The sequence below is a fragment of the Neisseria sp. HMSC067H09 genome (genome assembly GCF_001814135.1).
In the GTDB taxonomy this organism is placed as follows: Bacteria; Pseudomonadota; Gammaproteobacteria; order Burkholderiales; family Neisseriaceae; genus Neisseria.
This window is the reverse complement of sequence record NZ_KV814852.1, coordinates 23,236-29,235: the sequence shown is the minus strand read 5'-3', so window position 1 is coordinate 29,235 and position 6,000 is coordinate 23,236. Positions and strand designations below refer to the sequence as shown.

Below are 6,000 nucleotides of genomic sequence, written 5' to 3'. Positions count from 1 at the left end.
CGCCGTACTGGTTTAAAGTTAATCCACTATACATACTTGTTCGGGACTGAGTTTGCGACGGATAAGGGTGTCGATGTGCTGAATCAGACGACCTTTTGTTTGTTTAAACGGTTTAAACCAACGCTTCAGGCGGCTTGTTCGTGCAGCGTGTGAAGGCGGTTTTGCGCGGGGTTTTCTTGAAACCATTTCAATTCGTCGCGCAGGGAAACGACTTCGCCGATAACGATCAGCGCGGGGCGCGGGGCGTTTTCTGCCAGCTCGGACAGGTTTTTCAGACGACCTGTCATGACGCTCTGATGCGGAAGCGTGCCGTTGGAGACGATGGCGACGGGTGTGTCGCCGCTGCGTCCGTGTGCCATCAGTTTTTCGGCGGTTTCGGCGGCTTTGAGCGTGCCCATATAGACGACCAGGGTTTGGTTGCTCAGGGCGAGCGTGCGCCAGTCGGGTTGGTGGCCGTCATGTTTGCTGTGTCCGGTAACGAAGAGCGCGCTTTGGGCGCAGTCGCGGTGCGTCAGGGGGATGCCTGCGTAGGCGGTCGCACCCAGTGCGGCGGTGATGCCGGGGATGATGCGGTAGGGGATGTTTGCCTGCCGCAGGACTTGGGCTTCTTCGCCGCCGCGCCCGAAAACGAAGGGGTCGCCGCCTTTGAGCCGGACGACGCGCAAACCTTGACGGGCGTATTCGACAAGGAGGCGGTTGGTTTCTTCTTGTTGGACGTGGTGCGAGCCTGCGCGTTTGCCGACGCTGATTTTGTCCGCGTCTTTGCGCACCATGCTTAAGACGTCGTCTGAAACCAAGGCATCGTAGAACACGACATCCGCCGCCTGTATCGCCTGCAAAGCGTGCAAGGTGAGCAGCCCTGCGTCGCCGGGACCTGCGCCGACAAGGACGACTTCGCCTTTTGCCGCGCCGAAGCCGTCAAGCTGCGCGGCAAGCTCTGCTTCGGCGGCATCGAGGTTGCCTTGGGCGGCGAGCGCGTTAAAGCGGCTGTCGAACAGGTTTTCCCAAAAACGGCGGCGGTTTGCCGTGCCTTTGATTTTGGCTTTGACCGCGTTGCGCCATTTGCCTGCGAGCGCCGCCATTTGACCGGTATGCAGCGGGATGAGCGTTTCGATGATTTGCCGCCACTTGCGCGCCAAAACCGGAGCGGTCGCGCCGCTGGAGACGGCGATTTTGAGCGGGCTGCGGTCGATGACGGCGGGGACGGTGAAGGAACACAAATCCGCGGTATCGACAGTGTTGCAGAGTTTCGCCCGCTGCTCCGCCGCTTGGAAAATGCGGCGGTTGAAGGCGTAATCGTCGGTGGCGGCGACGGCGAAAAACACGCCGTCCAAGTCGTCCTCGTGAAATTCGCTGCCCAGCCATTCGATTTTGCCTTCGTCCGCCCATTTTTGGAAAACGGGATTGAGTTCGCGGGCGACAACCCTGACCGCAGCCCCTGCCTGCAACAGGCTTTCGGCTTTGCGTTCCGCCACTTTGCCCGCACCCGCCAGCAGGACAGGGCGGCCGTTCAAATCGGCAAACAGGGGATAATGGTTCATGGCGTGTTCTCTTATTAAGCTATCGTGCCGCCCATCTTAAAATCCCGCAGGCTTCGGCGGAAAGAATGGTTTTTGCTTATCTTATCGAATTTGGTTATATGTGCCGTTTCCGTTGCCGCGCGGCAAAAAGGTCGTCTGAAAACGCCAATCCCTTTTCAGACGACCCCGCCAATATAACGAAATCATCTTTGCTTCAAACAAACCATTCTTTCCGTTTTTCAGACGACCTCTTTAGAGTACCGCCTATCCGAGTTTTGCTAAAGAGAACAATATGTCTATTCAAAACCACCACCTAGACTGGCTCGAAGCCGAGTCCATCTACATCATCCGCGAAGTCGTCGCCGAGGCGAAAAATCCCGCGCTGCTGTTTTCCGGCGGCAAAGATTCCGTCGTTTTGCTGGCGCTGGCGGTCAAAGCGTTCAAACTCGAAGGCCGCCCGCTCAAGCTGCCGTTCAAGCTGCTGCATGTCGATACGGGGCACAATTACCCCGAAGTGATTCAGTTCCGCGATGAAACCGTCGCGCGCACGGGCGTACAACTGGTGGTCGGCAGCGTTGAAGATTCCATCAAAAAAGGCACGGTCGTCCTGCGCCGCGAAACCGATTCGCGCAACGCCGCGCAGGCGGTTACGCTGGTGGAAACCATTGAAGAACAAGGCTTTGACGCGCTGATGGGCGGCGCGCGGCGCGATGAGGAAAAAGCGCGTGCGAAGGAGCGGATATTCTCGTTCCGCGACGAATTCGGACAATGGGATCCGAAAAGCCAGCGTCCCGAACTGTGGTCGCTCTACAATACACGGCTCTTTAGCGGCGAAAACATGCGCGTGTTCCCCATTTCAAACTGGACGGAACTCGACATCTGGCAATACATCGCCCGCGAAAACCTCGCGCTGCCGCCGATTTATTACAGCCACAAACGCGAAGTCGTCGAACGCGGCGGGCTGCTCGTCCCCGTTACCCCGCTGACGCCGAAACGCGAAGGCGAAGTTTCCCAAATCCGCGACGTGCGCTTCCGCACCGTCGGCGACATTTCCTGCACCTGCCCCGTCGCCAGCACCGCCGCCACACCCGAAGACATCATCGCCGAAACCGCGGCGGCCACCATTTCCGAACGCAGCGCCACGCGCATGGACGACCGCGTGTCCGAAGCGGCGATGGAAGAGCGTAAAAAGGCGGGATATTTTTGAGCGGAGCTGCTGGCGAAATCGGCTTGAGTTGATACCCAAGCCGATGACTTTGTTCCGGAAATATAGTAGATTAAATTTAAACCAGTACGGCGTTGCCTCGCCTTGCCGTACTATCTGTACTGTCTGCGGCTTCGTCGCCTTGTCCTGATTTAAATTTAATCCACTATATTGTGATGAAGAGCGAAAAAAGGTCGTCTGAAAACCTGAATTCGGTTTTTTCAGACGACCTTTTCGTTTACGGCTTTAACGTTTATTCGATGACAACGCGCGCGTTAAGTGGCTGGACGGGGCGGTTGTTGTGCGAGCCGATGGCGCGGGTGAATTTTTCTGCCTGCGCCTGATCAATGTAGTCGTAGGTTTTCAACAGCAGCCACGATACGCCTTCGCTGCACGGCGGCGTGGTCAGTGAGCCGGCAAAGCGGTAGTATTTCAGTCGTTTCGGCAGCAGGGTGCTGGCGTCGAAGGCTTTGTCGAGGTTTACCTTTCCTTCCTTCATCGGCATCACGTTCCATATAGGCGCGAGGCGGTCGTTGGTCTTGCCGGCTTCGTACAATACTGCCAATACCAAAGGCTGGCGGTTTTCGTCTAGGTGGACGAAGTGGGCTTCCATCGGGAAGGTGCGGCCTTTGATTTGGTTTTCACTGGGGACGTGGAAATGGAATTGTTTCAGGGTGTAGGTGCGTCCGTTCACGCTGAGGGTATTGCCGCCTTCGGGGTAGTTGACTTGAATGGTGTGGCCGTTGTTTTCCACGTTAACCGCGCTCGGCTTGTAATTGACTTTGATGGCGGGCAGTCTGCCGGAGACGGTTTCGGTGATGTTGACGGGGGATTGGTTTTTGCCTGTGGAGCATAAACGGAACTCTTCAGAAAGCTCGCCCCAGCTTTCGGGGGAGTCGTGTCCGGTGTAACCCCAATGGGTGTGGTTTCCGTGTGCGGCGGCGGAGAATGCTGCGAAGGTGGACAGCAGGAAAACAGTCAGACGAGGCAACGTACGGGTCAAGCAGGGCATTGCAATATCCTTTCTGTGAGGAGGAGGGGAAAAAACATTGCGGTGCGTATGTAGATTATTGTTATTTTTTATTTAACCATAGCCATATTAAATCATTAGGTCAAGCCTTCTTGGATTAATTCTGTTAAGGATATGAAGTAAAAGCGAATTCATTTTGTAAAAAACGATATTGTCGTTTTGAAAATTGATAATAATTTGAAATAGAAAATGCCTATTTTTCACCCCTTAAAAATTTAAGGAAAGCCGACTTATGAAAAAGGTCGTCTGAAAACTGAATTCGGTTTTTCAGACGACCTTTTGCCTTGCCTGACAAGGGTTATTTGTGCAGCCCGCATTCTTTGCTGTCCTTGCTTTCCCACCACCAGCGTCCGGCGCGGATGTCTTCGTCTGCTTTGACGGGGCGGGTGCAGGGTTCGCAGCCTATGCTCGGGTAGCCTTGGAAATACAGGGCATTGAGCGGGACGTCGTAGGCTTGCGCGTATGCCCAGACGTCGTTTTCTTCCCAGTCGAAAATGGGGTTGAACTTGGCGATGTTGCGGCTGTGGTCGGTTTCTTCGAAATCCAATTCGCTGCGGGTTGCCGATTGGCTGCGGCGTTGTCCGGTCAGCCAGGCGGGGGCGTTTTTCAGGGCGCGGTTGAGCGGCTCGATTTTGCGGATGTGGCAGCAACGGCGGCGCAGCTCGACGCTGTCGTACATGGCGGTTGCGCCGAATTCCTGCTCAAACTGCCGCGCGCTTTCGGGATCGGGGTGGAAAACTTCCAACTCGGTTTGGTAGCGGACGTTGACGGCGGTAATCAGGGCGGCGGTTTCGGGATTGAGCTTGCCTGTGTCGAGGGTGATGATGCGCAGGGGGAGTTTCAGGCGGCAGATGGCGTCGGTAATGATCATGTCTTCGACGGCAAGGCTGGAGGCGAAAACGGCTTGCGGATAGCGGCGGGCGATGTGTTTGAGGCGGGTTTCGAGCGTGGCGGTCAACTCGGGCAGCCGGCGCCGTTCGGCTTCGCCTGTTGTCGGGATGCGCCAAAGCTGGGGGCGGAAGAGGGACATGGTTGGCTTGTTCCTTGGTTTTTGTTTTCAGACGACCCCTCTTGCGGCAAAGGGGTCGTCTGAAAGTTTGTACGGAACATTATTGTCGGGCGGTCTCACGCGAAGGGGAAAGAATGCTTTTCTATTTCTTTATAACCAAAGCGATTGCTGCTGGTCTTTCGGCACGAGGTGGTTCACGCCTATGCCGATCAGGCGGAAGGCGTCTTCGCGCTGGGGCGGCACGCGCTGCATCAGGGTCTGCGCGGCGCAAAGCAGGGCGTTGGTGTCGGGTAGGACGGAAGAGTAGGTCAGGGAGCGGGTGATGATGCGGAAATCGTGGGTTTTCAGCTTTAGGGTTACGCCTTTGGCTTCGACGTTTTTGCGTGCGATTTGCCGCCACAGGTCTTCAGCAAGATGGGGCAGATGTCCTGCCACCTGTTCGAGCGACAGGTCTTCGGGCAGGGTGATTTCGGTGGAGATTTGGAGGCGTTCGCGTTCGGCTTTGACGGGGCGTTCGTCCGCACCGCGCGCCAAATCATAAAGGCGGTAGCCGTAGCGTCCGAAATGGTTTAACAGTTCGCCGCGCTCGAAACGGCGCAAATCGCCCGCCGTCTGCATGCCCAGCGACTGCATTTTTTTCAGCGTTACCTTGCCCACGCCGGGGATTTTGCCCAAAGGCAGGGTTTCCAAAAATGCCATGACTTTGTGCGGCGGCAGGACGAATTGCCCGTTCGGCTTGCGCCAGTCCGACGCGATTTTCGCTAGAAATTTGTTCGGCGCGATGCCTGCGGAAGCGGTCAGGCCGGTTTCCGCAAAAATGGCGGCGCGGATTTCTTTGGCAACTTCGCTGGCGTAAGGGATGTTTTTGAAATTATGGGTAACGTCAAGATAGGCTTCGTCCAGCGACAGGGGTTCGATTAAATCAGTATAGCGCCTGAATACGGCGTGAATCTGCGCGGAAACCTGACGGTACAAATCGAAATGCGGCGGCACATACACCGCTTGCGGACACAGCCTTTTCGCCGTCGCCACCGACATCGCGGAATGCAGCCCGAACTGCCGCGCCTCATACGATGCGGCGCAAATCACCGAACGCGCGCCCTCCCACGCGACGACCACGGGCAGCCCTTTCAAATGCGGCTGCTCGCGCAGTTCTACCGATGCGTAGAACGCGTCCATGTCGATATGGATGATTTTGCGCTGGGACATTGAAGACGGTCGGGAAGGAAAAAGAGAC

At 56.3% G+C, this 6,000-nt stretch carries 5 protein-coding genes and 1 pseudogene; 1 reads left to right on the top strand and 5 read right to left on the bottom strand.

Annotation, left to right across the window (positions count from 1 at the left end):
• Positions 1-125: 125 nt before the first annotated feature.
• On the bottom strand, positions 126-1,541 hold the full coding sequence (gene cysG / locus HMPREF2954_RS00895) for a siroheme synthase CysG (protein ID WP_070688962.1): 1,416 nt from the start codon (positions 1,539-1,541) through the stop codon (positions 126-128).
• Between the two features lie 271 nt (positions 1,542-1,812).
• Between cysG and cysD the strand changes: the two genes are divergently transcribed.
• Positions 1,813-2,727, top strand: a complete 915-nt coding sequence (gene cysD, locus HMPREF2954_RS00890) for a sulfate adenylyltransferase subunit CysD (RefSeq protein WP_003757409.1) — start codon at positions 1,813-1,815, stop codon at positions 2,725-2,727.
• 39 nt (positions 2,728-2,766) lie between these two features.
• Here the strand turns inward: cysD and HMPREF2954_RS13370 are convergent.
• The 4 genes and pseudogenes from HMPREF2954_RS13370 to dinB form a co-directional block, all read right to left on the bottom strand.
• A pseudogene (locus tag HMPREF2954_RS13370) lies at positions 2,767-2,961 on the bottom strand (IS5/IS1182 family transposase); the annotation flags it as partial.
• 16 nt (positions 2,962-2,977) lie between these two features.
• Positions 2,978-3,736, bottom strand: a complete 759-nt coding sequence (gene cah, locus HMPREF2954_RS00885) for a carbonic anhydrase (protein ID WP_045073706.1) — start codon at positions 3,734-3,736, stop codon at positions 2,978-2,980.
• A 316-nt stretch (positions 3,737-4,052) separates the two neighbouring features.
• Entirely contained in the window at positions 4,053-4,784 is a 732-nt protein-coding gene (locus tag HMPREF2954_RS00880; RefSeq protein ID WP_003765388.1) for a phosphoadenylyl-sulfate reductase, read from the bottom strand.
• 129 nt (positions 4,785-4,913) lie between these two features.
• A complete protein-coding gene (gene dinB, locus HMPREF2954_RS00875) occupies positions 4,914-5,972 on the bottom strand; it encodes a DNA polymerase IV (RefSeq protein ID WP_045073702.1) in 1,059 nt (352 codons plus the stop codon).
• Positions 5,973-6,000 lie beyond the last annotated feature (28 nt).

Coding starts and splice junctions, on each gene's coding strand:
- cysG (WP_070688962.1), bottom strand. CDS start 1,541: ATGAACCATTATCCCCTGTTTGCCGATTTGAACGGCCGCCCTGTCCTG.
- cysD (WP_003757409.1), top strand. CDS start 1,813: ATGTCTATTCAAAACCACCACCTAGACTGGCTCGAAGCCGAGTCCATC.
- cah (WP_045073706.1), bottom strand. CDS start 3,736: ATGCCCTGCTTGACCCGTACGTTGCCTCGTCTGACTGTTTTCCTGCTG.
- HMPREF2954_RS00880 (WP_003765388.1), bottom strand. CDS start 4,784: ATGTCCCTCTTCCGCCCCCAGCTTTGGCGCATCCCGACAACAGGCGAA.
- dinB (WP_045073702.1), bottom strand. CDS start 5,972: ATGTCCCAGCGCAAAATCATCCATATCGACATGGACGCGTTCTACGCA.